The organism is Microbacterium sp. 05T445 (assembly GCF_056395865.1).
This window is the reverse complement of record NZ_JBFTKJ010000001.1, coordinates 475576-490571: the sequence shown is the minus strand read 5'-3', so window position 1 is coordinate 490571 and position 14996 is coordinate 475576. Positions and strand designations below refer to the sequence as shown.

At 69.7% G+C, this 14996-nt stretch carries 17 protein-coding genes and 1 tRNA gene; 11 read left to right on the top strand and 7 right to left on the bottom strand.

Features of this window, described 5'->3' with window-relative positions; translation table 11 throughout:
- Nucleotides 1–465 precede the first annotated feature (465 nt).
- Together AC1DDU_RS02305 and AC1DDU_RS02300 are read left to right on the top strand one after the other, a co-directional pair.
- Nucleotides 466–888: a hypothetical protein gene (locus AC1DDU_RS02305; RefSeq protein WP_477431006.1), complete on the top strand. Its 423-nt coding sequence runs from the start codon at nt 466–468 to the stop codon at nt 886–888.
- 36 nt (nt 889–924) lie between these two features.
- Nucleotides 925–1518, top strand: a complete 594-nt coding sequence (locus AC1DDU_RS02300; protein WP_477431005.1) for a hypothetical protein — start codon at nt 925–927, stop codon at nt 1516–1518.
- Nucleotides 1519–1605: 87 nt separating this feature from the next.
- Here the strand turns inward: AC1DDU_RS02300 and AC1DDU_RS02295 are convergent, their stop codons facing one another.
- Nucleotides 1606–1956: a metalloregulator ArsR/SmtB family transcription factor gene (locus tag AC1DDU_RS02295; protein WP_477431004.1), complete on the bottom strand. Its 351-nt coding sequence runs from the start codon at nt 1954–1956 to the stop codon at nt 1606–1608.
- Nucleotides 1957–2043: 87 nt separating this feature from the next.
- Here AC1DDU_RS02295 and AC1DDU_RS02290 point away from each other — a divergent pair, with 87 nt between their 5' ends.
- The 6 genes from AC1DDU_RS02290 (at nt 2044) to AC1DDU_RS02265 (ending at nt 5845) form a co-directional block, all read left to right on the top strand.
- On the top strand, nt 2044–3360 hold the full coding sequence (locus AC1DDU_RS02290) for an FAD-dependent oxidoreductase (protein ID WP_477431003.1): 1317 nt from the start codon (nt 2044–2046) through the stop codon (nt 3358–3360).
- A 14-nt stretch (nt 3361–3374) separates the two neighbouring features.
- The gene (locus AC1DDU_RS02285) at nt 3375–3869 is read left to right on the top strand and encodes an N-acetyltransferase family protein (protein ID WP_477433402.1); all 495 of its coding nucleotides are present in this window, start codon (nt 3375–3377) and stop codon (nt 3867–3869) included.
- Between the two features lie 2 nt (nt 3870–3871).
- Nucleotides 3872–4162 (top strand): hypothetical protein, encoded by a 291-nt coding sequence (locus tag AC1DDU_RS02280; protein ID WP_477431002.1) that lies wholly within the window; start codon nt 3872–3874, stop codon nt 4160–4162.
- Between the two features lie 10 nt (nt 4163–4172).
- Nucleotides 4173–5072, top strand: coding sequence for a metalloregulator ArsR/SmtB family transcription factor (locus AC1DDU_RS02275; protein WP_477431001.1), 900 nt, complete (start codon nt 4173–4175; stop codon nt 5070–5072).
- 45 nt (nt 5073–5117) lie between these two features.
- On the top strand, nt 5118–5522 hold the full coding sequence (locus AC1DDU_RS02270) for an arsenate reductase ArsC (protein WP_477431000.1): 405 nt from the start codon (nt 5118–5120) through the stop codon (nt 5520–5522).
- Nucleotides 5523–5614: 92 nt separating this feature from the next.
- A complete protein-coding gene (locus AC1DDU_RS02265; RefSeq protein ID WP_477430999.1) occupies nt 5615–5845 on the top strand; it encodes a hypothetical protein in 231 nt (76 codons plus the stop codon).
- A gap of 97 nt (nt 5846–5942) precedes the next feature.
- On the opposite strand, the gene AC1DDU_RS02260 is transcribed toward AC1DDU_RS02265, so the two are convergent.
- The 3 genes from AC1DDU_RS02260 to AC1DDU_RS02250 form a co-directional block, all read right to left on the bottom strand.
- The gene (locus AC1DDU_RS02260; RefSeq protein ID WP_477430998.1) at nt 5943–6422 is read right to left on the bottom strand and encodes a DUF6611 family protein; all 480 of its coding nucleotides are present in this window, start codon (nt 6420–6422) and stop codon (nt 5943–5945) included.
- Between the two features lie 271 nt (nt 6423–6693).
- On the bottom strand, nt 6694–7479 hold the full coding sequence (locus AC1DDU_RS02255) for an alpha/beta fold hydrolase (RefSeq protein WP_477430997.1): 786 nt from the start codon (nt 7477–7479) through the stop codon (nt 6694–6696).
- Nucleotides 7480–7815: 336 nt separating this feature from the next.
- Nucleotides 7816–8496: a phosphatase PAP2 family protein gene (locus AC1DDU_RS02250; RefSeq protein WP_477430996.1), complete on the bottom strand. Its 681-nt coding sequence runs from the start codon at nt 8494–8496 to the stop codon at nt 7816–7818.
- Between the two features lie 18 nt (nt 8497–8514).
- Between AC1DDU_RS02250 and AC1DDU_RS02245 the strand changes: the two genes are divergently transcribed.
- From AC1DDU_RS02245 to AC1DDU_RS02235, 3 genes are read left to right on the top strand one after another with little or no spacing between them, the layout of a single operon-like run.
- Nucleotides 8515–9411: a DUF1206 domain-containing protein gene (locus AC1DDU_RS02245; RefSeq protein ID WP_477430995.1), complete on the top strand. Its 897-nt coding sequence runs from the start codon at nt 8515–8517 to the stop codon at nt 9409–9411.
- Nucleotides 9412–9438: 27 nt separating this feature from the next.
- Complete coding sequence (ppk2, locus tag AC1DDU_RS02240; RefSeq protein WP_477430994.1) at nt 9439–10284, top strand: polyphosphate kinase 2; 846 nt, start codon at nt 9439–9441, stop codon at nt 10282–10284.
- Nucleotide 10285: 1 nt separating this feature from the next.
- Nucleotides 10286–11239, top strand: a complete 954-nt coding sequence (locus tag AC1DDU_RS02235; protein WP_477430993.1) for a diacylglycerol/lipid kinase family protein — start codon at nt 10286–10288, stop codon at nt 11237–11239.
- A gap of 117 nt (nt 11240–11356) precedes the next feature.
- Here the strand turns inward: AC1DDU_RS02235 and AC1DDU_RS02230 are convergent.
- The 3 genes from AC1DDU_RS02230 to AC1DDU_RS02220 form a co-directional block, all read right to left on the bottom strand.
- Nucleotides 11357–11444 (bottom strand) — tRNA-Ser (locus tag AC1DDU_RS02230).
- A gap of 41 nt (nt 11445–11485) precedes the next feature.
- Nucleotides 11486–13756, bottom strand: coding sequence for a transglutaminase TgpA family protein (locus AC1DDU_RS02225; protein ID WP_477430992.1), 2271 nt, complete (start codon nt 13754–13756; stop codon nt 11486–11488).
- Nucleotides 13743–14990 carry a DUF58 domain-containing protein gene (locus AC1DDU_RS02220; RefSeq protein WP_477430991.1) on the bottom strand — a complete coding sequence of 416 codons (1248 nt, stop codon included), beginning with the start codon at nt 14988–14990 and terminating at the stop codon, nt 13743–13745. The genes AC1DDU_RS02225 and AC1DDU_RS02220 overlap by 14 nt, the downstream gene beginning before the upstream one ends.
- Nucleotides 14991–14996: the final 6 nt, after the last annotated feature.

Sequence of the window (14996 nt, the reverse complement as noted above, 5' to 3'; positions counted from 1 at the left end):
GGCGGCGTGCCCCGCCGCGCAGACACAGGCAACCGGGGCAGGCGACGCACAAGCGGCCCGCCGGTGCAGGTGTGCTCGGCCATGGGTCACCTGCTCAGACGAGTGGCGTCGCGTGGTGGGAGTGTGGAGACAGCTGACGCCGCGACGTCGCGGGGATGAGAGATCGGGACTCTCGACCGGATCGACGGGCGACAGCCGGAGCGGGGCCTCGATGTCATCGGGCCTTCCGTCGAGACCCCGCTCCCGCCCGGGGCGTCGCTGGTGCGCCCGGGCGGCTCGAACAGGAAGGGAGCACCCGATGAGCACACCGTCGATCGACCCGGCCGCAATCGAGCTCGGGGAGACGATGACCATCGATCTGGCTGCATACATGCCGGATCCCCTCGCGGAGCCAACCGCGTGAGAACGAGCGGGGGAACGCGGCCGCGTGGGGCGATCGGTTCTGTCGCGATCGCGTTCATTCTGATGCTGGCCGGATGCGCGACGGACCACGGTGCCGCGGCCGCCGGATCCACGCCCACGCCGACGGCGTCCGCGTCCGCGGCGACGTCCGTCACTGATGCCGAGACCTGCGAGGGGATCGGCGACGTCGTGTCGATCACGTTCAACGCCGACGTCGGGACGAGCCAGGGCCGGATGACTGTGCAGGAGCAGCAGAGCTGGTACCGCCTGGCGGTGCGGGTACTCGACCGCGTTCCCACGCGAGGTGAAGGGGCCGTCAGCGAGGCCGTGGCGGGCCTGCAGGCAGCAGCGCCGTCGGTCCCGCTGGCGAGCGCGGGCGGGGCGCAGATCGGATCGGACGAGTGGGACTCCGCGCGCCGTGTCGTCTTCGAGTCCTGCAAAGCCGCGGGAGCCGAGATCTGGACGAGCGCCTTCACCGGCGGGTAGCCGGATGACGTTCCGAACGAGCATGAAAGGAGCAGGATGGAGCACAGCCCGCAACGCATCGGCAGCGGCGGACGGGGAGCCGCGCGAGGGCGGTTCCTGGCCGTCGGGTCGGCGATCATCGCCCTGACCGTGCTCGGCGCGGGCTGTGCGACGGTCCCGAACCCGCCTGATGCGGTCGGAGCGGACTACCCCGGCACGTGCCTTCCGCCCGAGCTCTCATGGCCGACCGACTTCCTGGAATCCCTGCCGGGGGAGTCGTCCGCGGTCGGCGGGAGCATCGTCGGCCTGCGGTTGGAGTATGTGGACGCGCAATGGGTCTGGCGGCTTCGGAGCGCCGACACCGCGAACGACCCGTGGGGCGAGCGGGTCGACGATCCGAGTGCCGGGAAGGAGTCGCTCGTCGACGTTCGCACGCTGACGCCTGTCGCGACCCACGAGGTGGAGCTCACCGAGGCCGAGCAGCAGCCGCTGGGCATCAGCGCGTACGACGCCGCTCAGCTGTCGGGCGAACAGTGGCCGAGTCCGCTCATCATCGAACTCACGCGGGTCATGGAAGGGGATGCGGCGGTGTGGCGTATCACCACGTGTGACACCGAGACCAACGAGCAGTCGGTGATGACCGTCCAGTGATCGCGCGCCGGGCGCAAGCCGGCGCGGCTGGGTGGAAGCCCTTCCGTCAGCCTCGGGTGCCTCCGACGGCGGGGCGTGCGGTCTGCGTCACGATGCGACGAGGAGCTGCGAGATGCGGTCGAGCGCGCCCGGCACGAGCGTGAAGTACGCCCAGGTGCCGCGCTTGCTGCGGGTCAGGAACCCCGCGTTCGTCAGGATCTTCAGGTGGTGCGACACCGTCGGCTGGCTGAGCCCGACCGGTTCGATGAGATCGCACACGCACGCCTCGGAGTCCTCCGAAGCGGCCACGATGGACAGCAGGCGAAGACGGGTCGGATCCGCCAGCGCCTTCATGGTCGTGGCGAGCTGTTCCGCCTCGGACGCGGACAGCGGCTCGCGTACCAGTGGTGTGCAGCACGCGCCGGCGGTGACGTCCGTCACGTCGAGCATCGTGGTCATATATCGAGAGTAGTCGATATTGACAGTTGTCGATACGTGGGTTCAGAATCGGGTATCGAAGTTCATCGATATCTCCAGGAGGACCCTGTGACCCTGCTCGACCTGACGCCCCGCGTCGTTGAAGCCGGCCGGCTCTCGACCCTGCCCGTCGCGATCATCGGCGCCGGGCCGATCGGGCTCGCCGCCGCGGCGCATCTGGTCGAGCGCGGCATCGACTTCGTCGTGTTCGAATGCGGCGATGAGGTCGCGGCCAGCATGCGCTCGTGGGGCCACACCCGGCTGTTCTCCCCGTGGAAGCACCTGGTGGATCCGGCGTCGCGCCGCCTTCTGGAAGAACAGGGGTGGGAGCTGCCCGAACCTGAGCGCGCGCCGACGGGGGCGGAGCTCGTCGAGGAGTACGTGGCGCCCCTGGCGGCCCTCGAACAGATCGCCCCGCGCATCCGCACCGGCGTCGAGGTGATCGGCGTGACCCGCGAGGGAATGGACCGCACCCGCAGCGCCCGCCGCGCCGCCACGGCCTTCGCGCTGCGGATCCGGACCGCGAGCGGCGAGGTGGAGGATGTCGCCGCGCGCGCGGTGATCGACGCATCCGGCACGTACCTGTCTCCCAACTCCCTCTCTTCGAGCGGGCTGGAGCTGCTCGGGATGGCCGACATCGCCGATCGCGTCACCCCCGCGCTCCCCGATGTCCTCGGCAGGGATCGCGCCGCGTTCGCCGGCCGGCGGGTGACGGTCGTCGGTGCCGGGCACTCCGCCGCGAACACGCTGCTCGCCCTCGGCAGGCTCGCTCGGGAGGAAGCGGGGACGACGGTGACCTGGCTGATCCGCAATGCGAAGGCGGTGCGCGTCTCCTCCTCGCCGGATGACGAGCTGATCGGCCGGGCGAACCTCGGCAGCCGCGTGGACCGGGCCGTCGAACGCGGCGACATAGCGTTGTTGGACGGCTTCGAGATCATCCGCGCAGGCCGGACGGATGCCGCGGTGCACCTGATCGGGCATCGTCACGGCGAGCTGGTGACCCACGAGACCGACGTCGTCGTGAACGCGACGGGCTTCCGGCCCGACCTGCAGATGCTCCGGGAGATCCGCCTCGAGCTCGACGAGATCGTCGAGGCGCCCAAGCGGCTCGCGCCCCTCATCGACCCGAACGTCCACTCGTGCGGAACCGTCGAGCCGCACGGCTTCCGCGAGCTGACCCATCCCGAACAGGGATTCTTCATCGTCGGGATGAAGTCCTACGGCCGCGCGCCGACTTTCCTCCTGGCCACCGGCTACGAGCAGGTGCGTTCCGTGGCCGCGTGGCTCGCCGGTGACACCGCCTCCGCAGCGAACGTCGAACTCGTCCTTCCGGCGACAGGGGTCTGCTCCACCGACGCAGGCAACGGCGGCGGATGCTGCTCGTGACGGGCGTGCGGGAGATGTCGCCGGCGGACTGGCCGGCGGTGGAGGCGATCTACGCGCAGGGGATCGCCGACGGGGAGGCGACCTTCGAGGTCGCCACCCCGACCTGGTCGACGTTCGACGGCGGGAAGCTGCCCGCCCTGCGGCTCGTCGCCGTCGACGCGCAGGGGATCGTCATCGGCTGGGTGGCGGCATCCGCCGTCTCGACTCGCCCGGCCTACCGTGGCGTCGTCGAGCACTCGGTCTACGTCGATCGTCGCGTGCGCGGCCAGGGCATCGGCCGCCTCCTGCTCGACGCGTTCATCGACGCCGCCGAGGGCGCGGGGATCTGGACGATCCAGTCGAGCATCTTCCCCGAGAACGCGGCGAGTCTCCGACTGCATGAAGCGGCGGGGTTCCGCGTCGTCGGCCGACGCGAACGCATCGCGCGATCGGATGCCGGTCCTCACGCCGGCCATTGGCGCGACACGCTGCTGATCGAGCGACGCAGTCGTCGTGTGCAGAGCGGCTGAGCATGGATGATGCGACGATCCGCCGCTACCTCACCGAACCCCGTCTGACCGTCCTCGCGATCGTCGACGGCGGCGGTGCCGGCGGCGCTGACGACGTCGCGCGGTCGTGGTGCGCCGGGCCCGCGTCGCTCTCGCCCGCTCACGTTCGACGTCTGCCTCGGATCGCGGGACAGCTGCTCTGGCAGCTGGCGAATCTGGGGTGGATCGAACAGTCGGGCGGGGAGTGGACGGTCACGCGACTCGGGCGCCATGCCCGCGGTCTCGCCGGCCGCCACATCGGGCAGGGTAGATAGACTCGCGTCTATGAATGGTCCGGGCGACCTCACCTCGCTGGGGGACCCGACGCGTGCGCGCATCCTCCGGTTGATCCGCGATGCCGACGGCGGGCGAGCCCTGGTGGGTCGGCTCGCGGAAGCGCTCGACCTGCGCCAGCCCACGGTGAGTCACCACATGAAGGCGCTGCACGACGACGGCATCGTCGTGCGGGAGCCGGAGGGGCGCCGGGTCTGGTACTCGATCGCCGCCGCCCAGGCCGAGCGCGTGGACGCGTTGCTCGGCGATGGCGTCCGTACCGCGCCGCATCCCGACATCGAGCGGATCGCGAGCGACCTCGCCATCCGTTTCCGCGGGGTCTTCGGTCCCGAGACGGTGCGCGCGAAAGTCGTCGAGAGCTACGAGCTGCTGGCGAGCAGGTCGGAGTCGCCGATGCTCGCGAGCCGCACCGCATCGTTCGCCGCCGCGCGCCTGGATGCGCTGAGCGCGCAGGGCGCGACAACCCGCCCCGTGCCCAGCGTGCTGTTCGTGTGCGTGCAGAACGCCGGTCGTTCGCAGATCGCGGCGGGGATCCTCCGCCAGCTCGCCGGCGATCGCGTGGCCGTGCGCACGGCCGGGTCGGCGCCGGCGAGTGACGTGCGCCATGGGATCGTCGCGGCGCTCGAGGAGATCGGGGTGCCGCTGGGCGCCGAGTTCCCCAAGCCGCTCACCGACGAAGCGGTGCGCGCGGCGGACGTCGTCGTCACGATGGGCTGCGGCGACGCGTGCCCGATCTACCCCGGCCGGCGCTACCTGGACTGGGAGCTCGAGGATCCGGTCGGTAAGTCGCCCGAGAAGATCCGAGAGATCCGTGTCGACATCGAGGCTCGCGTGCGGGGGCTCCTGGCTGAGCTCGTCGACGACGGTTCACCCACCAACTCCGCAGAATAGATAGATCAGGGTCTATGCTTTCTCTCAAGAGAAAGCGAGGCCGCCATGAGTGACAAGCCCACCGTCCTGTTCGTCTGCGTGCACAACGCGGGGCGTTCGCAGATGGCCGCCGGATACCTGCGCGAGCTCGGAGGAGACGGCGTCGAAGTGCTCTCCGCGGGTTCCGCGCCGAAGGACGCCATCAACCCCGTCGCCGTCCAGGCGATGGCCGAGGAGGGCATCGACATCGCCGGCATCACACCGAAGGTGCTGACCGTCGATGCCGTCCGGGAATCGGATGTCGTCATCACGATGGGCTGCGGCGATGCATGCCCGATCTTCCCCGGCAAGCGCTACGAGGACTGGGAGCTCGACGATCCGGCGGGCCAGGCGATCGACGCCGTCCGCCCCATCCGCGACGAGATCAAGACCCGCGTCGTGCGGCTGCTCTCGGAGCTCGTTCCGCGCTGAACGCGATCTCGCACGCCTCGAAGGTCGACCTGCACGTCATCGCCGTGAAGGACCGGCTTCCCCGCGGCCGGTCGTGGTGCGAGAGTTCAGGCATGGACATCAGCGACTGGTGGTCGAAGCTCGACGCCGACACCAAGGACTGGCTGGTCGATCACAACGGCGAGCCGCTCACTCCGGCGATCCTCGACAGGATCATCGCCGCCGGCGGCTCCGCCGACATCGCCGCGGCGGCGACGGCGAGCGACGACGTCGCGGAAGGCGTGCAGCTGTCGGATGCCGCCATCGACTGGATCGAAGCCGCCGCGAACGACGAGGCCGACTGACGTCCACCGGTCGTTCGGCAGCCCTCGAACGCGGCCTGCCCGGATCACGCTGCACGCCTGTCCTGGGGCGCCGTGACCGGTTGCGTGGCGATGTTGCTCACCTGCCGATACGCGTCCGCCCACACCGCGCGAACTGACCTTCGTCGAGGCGTCCGGCGTGGAACCACGATTCGGCGACCGCGAGCTCTGCCGCGACCCGCCGCAGCCGTGTGCGGTCGACATCCTCGATGCCGACGATCGACCGGCCGGCCCACGCCTCGTGGATGCGACCGACGAAGGGTCGAGCGGTCTTCCACAACCACAGAAGCGGGCCGAGCCACAGGACCGCGGCGGCCAGCAGCGCCGCGAAGCTGCCCAGCAGCGGATCGGTCATGAGTGCGACGGCGATCGCGATCAGGAAACCCACGACCGGCCAGATCCGCAGCGCTGACCACACGCGACGCTCGTGGTCGGTCGTGTCGGGCGGAAGCACGCGCAGGCGCTCGGAGATGAGGCCGTACCGGCCGACCGACCTCTCGTACAACCCCCAGGCTCCGCGCGGCGAGGCGACGGTGACGGTGGGGCGATTGTGGAACATGACCTCACCATCGCGTGCCGCGACGGCGTCCGCCGTCATCTCGACGGTTTCCGTACGCGGATCGTCTGATTGCTCACGCTCCGCTCACGGGTCAGGCGCTGTCCCGCGGGTCCCCTTGCGCCACGTGATCCCTGAGACCTTGCAGCCCGCGGCTCGCACGGCGATCGCGAAGATGTCCTTCAGTCCGACGCGAAGCCTCACTTGTGCGGTCACCGGGTGGAAGTATCGCGGTGCGGCAAGCCGATCCGCACTATGCCCCCATCCGTGATGCTCACCGCGCCGTGATCGTCATCCGTTCAAGCCAGTCTTGGACAAGCGCTGCCGTGATTCCGGGTTGCTCGAGATGAACGTTGTGACCGGCCGCATCGAGCACGGCATAGGTGCCTCGCACGTAGTGGTCGCGCAACCTCCAACCGTCTTCGTAACCGACGACGTCGTCCTGGCGCCCGAACACATGCAGGGAAGGAAGGTCGAACGGCGCCGGGTGAGCAGCCTCTGGCTCGATGCTCAACGAATAGCTCGACGCGATCCTTTCCATCACAGTCGAATCCGCACTGCGAAGTCCCGGTAGCACGTAGTCGTTGAACGCGGCGAGCGTGGCGACGGTCTGAACGACGCTCACGGCCTCGAAGTCGTCGCGGAATTCGCCCGCGGACGCGACGACATCCGCATCAGGATGGGTCACCTGGCGCGTCGGCAACGTCCGCTTGTCGCTGGACGCTTCCACGACGCCGGCGAGGGTGGCCAGTCCCAGAACTTGCCCACGCAGCTCATGGGCCACGTATCGGGCGATCATGGCGCCGAAGGAACTGCCCATCACGGCGAACGGCTCCTCACCCAGATGCTCACGGAGCTGCGCACACACGCCGTCCGCGACCTCCTGCGCGCTGGAGACCTCGTCCGCCGCAGCACCCCCTACCCATGGAAGATCGATGTAGATTCGCCGCCATTCAGCCGCTCCCACCATGTCCTCCAGACCCAGCAGGATGCGATGGTCGACCCCGAACCCGTGAATCGCGACCAGGGGACGACCACTTCCACACACACGACGAATCACATGAGCGACGATACGAACCGACACCGACAACGCCCGACGCCGATCCCCGACCGTGCACGAACAACCGAGAGCTCGGCGGGCGGCAGCTCTGAGGCACGCCCCCGACGCGTGACGCTGGGCGGAGACATCCCGCTCACAGCGTCGACGGGCGGGCGTATCCGATCTTGATCTCGTTCACGGTTCGAGCGTCTGCCGTCCTCGGCGGCTCCGCCGCCTCAGGTGGGGTGGACCGTACTGCCGTCTCCGACCACGTCGAACGATTCACCGTCGACGACGAATCGCACCGGTTCCGTCACGACGCCGTGGTCTCGGCCGAAGGGCGCTGTGGGCTGTCGGCTACTCGTCGCTCACGCTGACAGGCGCGTCAGCCGCGTCGGCAGCGCGGGACGCGCGTCGTCGGCGGACGGTCTCCACGATCGCCCAGGTCAGGAGGGCGACTGCCACCCCCAGGAGCATCCCCCCGATCACGTCGGTGAGCCAGTGCGCCGCGAGGTAGGTGCGACTCCAGGCCATCCAGAGGACCCAGATCGCGCCGAGCGTCCACCAGAGCCAGTGTCGGAACAGCAGCGCCAGAACCGTGACGAGTGCGGTGGCGAAGGCCACGTGCCCCGAGGGGTAGGAGGTGGGTACGGCCTCGGCGAGCGAGTCTTCAGGCCTGATCCGTCCCACGACGCTCGCGAGGGGAGCGGCGATCCCGATGCACAGCACCAGGGTCGCGGTCACGGTGATGGCGGCCCACCACCAGCGCAGCAGCAGCAACGTTCCCACCACCGCCAAGCCGGTGACGATGGCCAGGACGGGGCCGCCGAGAACACCCGGGATCCACGCCAGGACGATGCCCGCATCCGTCCGGTTCGCCACCATCAGGTCGTGCCACCACACGTCGACCGGGAACGGCTGGTCACGGCGGAGCGAGGTCACCAGCCAGAGGATGACGATCACCACGATGGCGGCGGCGGCGCCGACGATCACGGGAACGAGCCGCGAGATGTCGGGACGCTCATGAGGAGGCTGCACGTCGCCATCTTGGCAGGCGTGGCCGCTGCGGCGAGCCGCGGGTGCCCGACTGCACACTCTTCGGCCGAAATCCAGTCTCTGTTTCGGTCAGATCCGACTCGATACGCTTCGGCGATGAGCACACCCGAAGCGGCTGCACGGGCGACCGAAGGCTCGACCGTGTTCCGCACGATCGCGCGTATCGGCTACGTCGTCCTCGGCGTCGTCCATATCGTCATCGGTGTCGTCGCGATCTCATTCGTGACCGGCGGCGGCGGTGAGGCTGATCAGAGCGGCGCGATGGAGCAGATTCGGCAGACGCCCGTCGGCGTGCTGCTGCTGTGGGTCATCGCGCTGGGTCTGTCGGCGCTGGCGGTCTGGCAGATCGCCGATGCCTTTCTCGAGCGGGATGCTGATGCGAAGAAGCGATGGGGGCATCGCGTCAAGTTCGTGGGCACGGCCATCGCCTACCTCGCGATCGCGTGGACCGCGCTGGTCTATGCCCTGGGAGGCCAGTCGGATTCCTCGGAGTCCTCGCAGAGCTTCAGTGCGAAGCTGCTCGCGACGCCGGCCGGGGTCGTCCTGCTCGTCGTCATCGGCCTGATCGTCGGGGCTATCGGCATCGCGTTCATCGTGCGGGGAGCCACCCGCGGGTTCGAGAAGAATCTCGTCCTCCCCGAAGGCGTGGCGGCGAAAGGCATCGTCACGTTCGGTGTCGTCGGCTACGTCGCGAAGGGGATCGCCATCGCGGTCACCGGGGTGCTCTTCGTCGTCGCCGCACTGACACACCACCCGGAGGAGGCCGGGGGGCTGGACGCCGCCCTGCGCTCCCTGGCCACTCTTCCTTTCGGGGCGGTGATCCTGTGGATCGTCGGCGCCGGACTGGTGATCTACGGACTGTTCTGCTTCGCCCGCGCCCGCTACGCGCGGATGTGACGTGTCGGCGCGATCGAGAGAGAAGTGATGTCGAAGAAGAGTGTGAAGAAGTCGTCGGTGGCGCGCCTCGACAAACGCCTGTACAAGGCGGAGCTGGAACGGCTGCAGACCGAGCTGGTGGAGCTGCAGCAATGGGTGGCGTTGTCGGGGGAGCGGGTGCTCGTGATCTTCGAGGGTCGCGACGCAGCGGGCAAGGGCGGCGCGATCAAGCGAGTGATGGAGTACCTGAACCCGCGGCACGCGCGCGTGGTCGCGTTGCAGAAGCCGACGAAGAAGGAGCGGGGGCAGTGGTACTTCCAGCGCTACATCGAGCGCCTGCCGACCCGTGGCGAGATCGTGTTGATGGATCGCTCCTGGTACAACCGCGCGGGCGTCGAGCGGGTCATGGGGTACTGCACCGACGAGGAGTACCAGGAATTCCTGCGTCAGGCCCCGATCGTGGAGAACCTGCTCATCGAGGACGGGATCATCTTGATCAAGTACTGGTTCTCCGTGTCCGACCGCGAACAGCAGGCGCGCTTCGCCTCCCGCGTCGGTGATCCGATGCGTCGATGGAAGCTGTCGCCGACGGACCTCGAGTCGATCCTGCGCTGGGAGGACTACTCCCGTGCGAAGGACGCCATGTTCGCCGCGACGGACACCGCGGGCTCGCCGTGGTGGACCGTCGAGAGCGACGACAAGCGGAGCGCTCGCCTCAACGTGATCAGTCATCTGCTCAGTCGCATCCCCCACGGGCGGGTGGAGCTGGACGAGGTGTCGATCCCCGATCGCCCCGAGGCCGACGACTACGAGCGACCGCCTGCCGATCAATTCAAGTACGTTCCCGACATCGCTGCCGACCTCGGTCACGAGAAGGCGAAGAAGGCCTCCTGAGATGCGCGCCGCGATCATCTGGAACCCGTCCAAGATCGAGCGCGACGTCCTCGAAGCGGGACTCGCGCACGCCACCGGAACGACCTCGATCGAGAACCTGCGGTGGTGGGAGACCGCGGAGGAGGATCCCGGACAGGGCGTCGCCGAGGCGGCGATCGCGGCGGGTGCCGAGTTGCTGATCGTCGCCGGCGGCGACGGCACCGTCCGGGCCGTGGCCGAGCACCTCGCCGACACGTCAGCCGACCTGGAGATGGCGATCATCCCGCTCGGCACCGGCAATCTCTTCGCGCGCAACCTCGACATCCCCCTCAATGACGTTCCCGCGGCGTTCGAACCGGCCCTGGCCGGTGGAGCGCGCCCGGTCGACGTCGGGTGGGTGGAGCTGGAGCGGGAGGACGGGTCTGAGCGGCACGCCTTCGTCGTGATGGTCGGGTTCGGCCTGGACGCCCAGATGCTGGCCGAGACCGATGACGACCTCAAAGACAAGGCGGGGTGGCTCGCATACGTCGAGTCGCTCGGGCGGGCTTGGTCGGCCAGCGACGTCGTCTCCTTCACCCTCTCGACCGATGACGGGATGCCGCAAGCGCAAGAGGGTCACACGTTCCTGGTCGCGAACTGCGGCGCCCTTCAGGGCGGGATGCGGCTTCTCCCCGAGGCGGACCCGTCAGACGGAGAGCTGGACTTTCTCGTGCTGAGTCCGGAGGGGCTGGCGCAGTGGCTGGGCACGCTGAAGACGATGCTCTGGGACAACGGTCTGAGGCGATTCATCCAGTCGTCGGACGAGGTGACGGACACCGACTCCACCCATCACGGCCGCGCGGTCAAGGTCGCTGTCACCCTTCCGGAGGCGCTCGCGTTCGAGATCGACGGTGAGGAGGTCGGCGAGACGCGCGCATTCACGGTGACGATCCAGCCATCCGCGATCCGCGTGAGAGCCGAAGAAGCTCCCGGCTGAGCGGCGGGACCCTCGTGATCGCCGGCGTCGTGTGGCGCTGTGCATGAAGACTTCGCATGGCCCGGGGGTGACCACCGCCCCTGACCTGTTTTTCGCAGGTCAGGGGCGGTTTTCGGATGGCGGAGGATGGGGGATTCGAACCCCCGAGGGCTTGCACCCAACACGCTTTCCAAGCGTGCGCCATAGGCCACTAGGCGAATCCTCCAGGAGGCCCCGGAGGGCCGCCGACCATCCTACCCTGCTCCGCTACCTCGCCCGAACCGGGGCGCTGCCGGCGAATACGCTCCCCGGCCGGATCACGAGCGAACGAGGCGCGCACAGCGCCAGGATGCGGCGCGTCGGCGGCACCGAGGCCAGCAGCGCGACCCGCACCGAGGCGGCGGCGTCGGCGGCGGCATCCCCCATCCAGTACGAACGCGTGCCCGCACGGGAGTAGCTGACGCGCTCGATCGCGATGAGCACCGTGTTCATGTCGGATGCCGGCACCCCGTGCTCCGCGATGAGCCGGCGCGCGAAGGCGCGCGGCGTCTCGCTGGAGGGCACCTCGATGCCGACGTCGATCGCCGCATCCTGCACCGACTGCCAGGCCGCGGCAGCGTCGCCGCGACGGGCGGCGGCGTCCTGCTGGCGGCGACGCAGCTCCCGTCCGACGAAGGGCAGCGCCAGCAGCGCCAGCACGGCGAGCAGGACGCTGACCAGCGGCACCGGGTCGATCGCGGTGCGCGAGGATGCGCCGGACGCCTCCCGTCGCTGCTGGTCGGGATCGATCCGGCTGCGATCGGCCGACGCCGACGGCGACGGCGTGGCTCCCGGCGTGGGGTTCTGCGCGTCGGCGCCGACACCGCCGATGGCGGTGGCCGACGCGAACGACGTCGGCACGCCGAGGCTGGTCGTCGGCTCGAACGGGATCCACCCGATGCCGTCGAAGTAGACCTCCGGCCAGGCGTGCAGCTGCGAACTCGACACCGAGTACACCGGCTGGCCATCGATGTTGTCGGTCGTCGGCTCGCCGGGGAGGTACCCGACGACGACGCGGGAGGGCATATTGAGCGTGCGCGCCATGAGTGCGAAGGCGGAGGCGAAGTGGATGCAGTACCCCTTGCGCACCTCCAGGAACTTCGCCACGGCGTCGGCGCCGCTGCCGTCGAAGCCGTCGTCGACGGGGGCATCCAGCGAGTACGCGAAATCGCCGCCCCGGAACCAGCGCTGCAGGGCGATCAGCCGGTCGTAGTCGGTCGTGGCCTGCGCGGTCACCTCTGCGGCCAGCTGTCCGATGATCGGCGGGATGTCGGCGGGCACCGCCATCGTCTCCTCGCGCACCTGGTTGCCGCCGGCCACGTGCTCCCGCACCTGCTCGAGCGACGGTCGCGGCTGCGCCGACACGACCTCGTACGACTGGCCCCTCGTTGTCGCGCTCGAGCTCGCGACGGTGTGGTTGTAGGGCACCGCGCCCCACAGTCCGTCGAGACCGGTGACCTCGATCGCCGGGTACGGCACCGGCGCCCACACCGAGTCGAGGTTCGTGACCTCGATCTTGGTCGTGTACTCCGTGGCCTTGATGTCGTCGTCGAGGTCGATGTCGCCGAACGCGCGATCGCTGGTCAGTGAGATGGTCTGCGCGTGATCGGGCTCCCAGACCCCGCCCTCGAACCGCGTGAGGGTCGTGGCGCGCAGGTACGGCACCGCCGGCGCGTCGGTGCGGAGTCTGATCACCTCGATGTCCTGCGGGCGACGCAGGTCGTCGCCGAGCGCGAGGGTCGCATCGATGCCGGCGCCCGGCCCGGTGCCCGCCCCTGCCCGTGCGGGCTGCGGCAGCACGGGCGTCGCGATCACCGCGATCACGATGGCGATCGCGCCGATGCCGATCGCGGTCGCCGGCACTCCCGCTGTGCGCTCCGCCTCGCGTTCGAGCGGCTTCTCGCGCGAGCGCGTCTCGGAGCGGATGAGGAACAGGATCGTGATGGCGAGGAAGACGAAGCCGATGACGTCGATGTCACCGGGCACGGCGATCGCCGGGATGAGGGAGACCGCGACGATGCCGACGGAGGCGAGCAGCGGCATCCGCGCCGTCACCACGACGTGATCGATGATGATCGTGAGCAGTCCCATCGCGCCGATCACGACGAACGCCAGCGACAGACTCGGCTCCAGGGGAGCGGCGCCCAGCGTGATCTCCTCCATCGCGGTCGACACCAGCAGCGGCACAGCGCGGAAGGTGTCCAGCGTCGGGATCACCCACAGCAGCGCCGTCTCGGGCAGGAACACCAGGGTCATGAACACGACCCACACCGCCGCCTCGATGAGCGTCACCGCGATCGCCGGCAGCTTGAACCTGCGCGCGTTGTAGCCGGCCGCGAGGATGAGGGTCGACAGCAGGAGGGCTCCGACGAGCCAGATGCCGGACTCGACCACGCGGGCCACCGGCAGGAGCGCTGCAAGCAGCGCCGCGAGGATCGCGAACGCCAGCAGCCGTTCGCCGCCGCGGCGCGAGGCGCGGCGCGTCTCAGCCGAGGGCATGGGGCACCCCCCGGCCGACGGCGTTGCTCCATCCGAGGTTCAGATCCCGGTCGGGGCCGATGACGGCGACATGCCAGCCGTGGTCGGCCGCCCGCTCCAGGGCGTCGCCCATGGGTGCGGCGGCGAGGATCAGCGGGAGCGTGCTGTGGTGTGCGACGGACCCGATCGCGTCGGCGTCGGCAGGATCGACGCGACCGGCGACGAGGACGACCGGCCCGGTCGAGATGCCGCTGAACAGGCGCGGCAACCGGGGCAGCGCGTCCTCCCGGTGTGCGGTGACCGTCGCGAACTGCACGAGCATGCGGTCGACCTCGGTCATGTCGCCGCCGTCGATGCGCTCGGACAGGACAGTCCCCTCGGTGTCGATCACCTCCACCGCGTAGCCGTCGCGGACGAGGCGTGCCGCCGCCGAGACGCACGCCGAGATCCCGGCCTCGAATCCCGGATCGCTGCCGGGCGCGTGCATCGCCTGGGGCGACCAGCGCAGCGCCGCCCGGTCGAGCACCACGGTGGCCTCCGGGGTCGACTCCTGCTCCTCCTGGCGGACCATGAGCTCGTCGCGGTGCGCGGTGGCCCGCCAGTGGATGCGGCGCATCGAATCGCCCGAGGCGTAGGGGCGCGCCACGAGGTTGTCGGCGCCCTGACCGAGCTGGTTCGTCGTGGTGTGCAGCGTCCCGCCGGTGGCGCCGGCGTAGTCGATGAGGGGGGAGAGGTCGACGACGGCCGGGGCGACCGTGACCGGCGTGCGCCCGGCCAGGACGATCGACCGCCGGGCCAGCGCGAACGGGTCGGAGGACCGTACGGTGAGGGGGCCGAGCGTGTGAACGCCGCGCCGCGCGCCGGTGACCGAGTAGGTGAGCTCGACGACGCGCTCGCCGCCGCGCAGCCCCGATCCCAGCGCCGCGAACGATCCCTCCGCCGTGCCGCGCAGGCCTTTCGGAAGCTCGTCGCGCCACACGCCAGGAGGGGTGGGCAGCGCGGTGCGCACGCCGACCCGGACCGCCACGCGCGCCTCGCTTCCGACGGAGACGACATCGGGGGAGAGGGAGCGGCTGACCGTGTCGGTGCGCCGACCGACGTACAGCGACGCGACGCTGGTCGCGACGGCCGCCAGCAGCAGGATGCCGAAGTACATCAGTTCGACGATGCCGGCCTGGTTCGCCACCACGAAGCATGCGATCGCGAGCACGATCGCTCCCGTGCCCCGCACGGTGAGCGGCCAGACGCGTCTCATCACGAC

Bases quoted from the DNA above. Each gene is read 5' to 3' on its own strand.
- AC1DDU_RS02270 (WP_477431000.1), top strand. From the start codon at position 5,118: ATGAGTGACAAGCCCACCGTCCTGTTCGTCTGCGTGCACAACGCGGGG.
- AC1DDU_RS02265 (WP_477430999.1), top strand. From the start codon at position 5,615: ATGGACATCAGCGACTGGTGGTCGAAGCTCGACGCCGACACCAAGGAC.
- AC1DDU_RS02295 (WP_477431004.1), bottom strand. From the start codon at position 1,956: ATGACCACGATGCTCGACGTGACGGACGTCACCGCCGGCGCGTGCTGC.
- AC1DDU_RS02225 (WP_477430992.1), bottom strand. From the start codon at position 13,756: ATGCCCTCGGCTGAGACGCGCCGCGCCTCGCGCCGCGGCGGCGAACGG.
- AC1DDU_RS02235 (WP_477430993.1), top strand. From the start codon at position 10,286: ATGCGCGCCGCGATCATCTGGAACCCGTCCAAGATCGAGCGCGACGTC.
- AC1DDU_RS02260 (WP_477430998.1), bottom strand. From the start codon at position 6,422: ATGTTCCACAATCGCCCCACCGTCACCGTCGCCTCGCCGCGCGGAGCC.
- ppk2 (WP_477430994.1), top strand. From the start codon at position 9,439: ATGTCGAAGAAGAGTGTGAAGAAGTCGTCGGTGGCGCGCCTCGACAAA.
- AC1DDU_RS02220 (WP_477430991.1), bottom strand. From the start codon at position 14,990: ATGAGACGCGTCTGGCCGCTCACCGTGCGGGGCACGGGAGCGATCGTG.
- AC1DDU_RS02300 (WP_477431005.1), top strand. From the start codon at position 925: ATGGAGCACAGCCCGCAACGCATCGGCAGCGGCGGACGGGGAGCCGCG.
- AC1DDU_RS02305 (WP_477431006.1), top strand. From the start codon at position 466: ATGCTGGCCGGATGCGCGACGGACCACGGTGCCGCGGCCGCCGGATCC.
- AC1DDU_RS02275 (WP_477431001.1), top strand. From the start codon at position 4,173: ATGAATGGTCCGGGCGACCTCACCTCGCTGGGGGACCCGACGCGTGCG.
- AC1DDU_RS02280 (WP_477431002.1), top strand. From the start codon at position 3,872: ATGGATGATGCGACGATCCGCCGCTACCTCACCGAACCCCGTCTGACC.
- AC1DDU_RS02285 (WP_477433402.1), top strand. From the start codon at position 3,375: ATGTCGCCGGCGGACTGGCCGGCGGTGGAGGCGATCTACGCGCAGGGG.